This is a genomic window from Pseudoalteromonas sp. SR43-5 (assembly GCF_014163835.1).
Classification (GTDB): Bacteria; Pseudomonadota; Gammaproteobacteria; order Enterobacterales; family Alteromonadaceae; genus Pseudoalteromonas; species Pseudoalteromonas distincta.
The window spans coordinates 1-251 of record NZ_JACJEA010000096.1; the positions used below are offsets into that span (position 1 = coordinate 1).

General features: G+C 48.6%; 1 rRNA gene. It reads left to right on the top strand.

Features of this window, described 5'->3' with window-relative positions:
• Nucleotides 1-251 (top strand): 23S ribosomal RNA (locus H5090_RS21115); the annotation flags it as partial.

Genomic DNA, 251 nt, shown 5'->3' on the forward strand with positions numbered 1-251 from the left:
TAATTGCGATGGGGGGACGGAGCAGGCTAAACAAGCATGGCGTTGGTAGTCCATGTGAAAGTGAGTAGGTTGGCGACTTAGGTAAATCCGGGTTGCTATTAAGACTGAGACACGAGACGAGTCACCACGGTGATGAAGTTGTTGATGCCATACTTCCAGGAAAAGCCTCTAAGCTTCAGATTATATGGAATCGTACCCCAAACCGACACAGGTGGTCAGGTAGAGAATACTAAGGCGCTTGAGAGAACTCG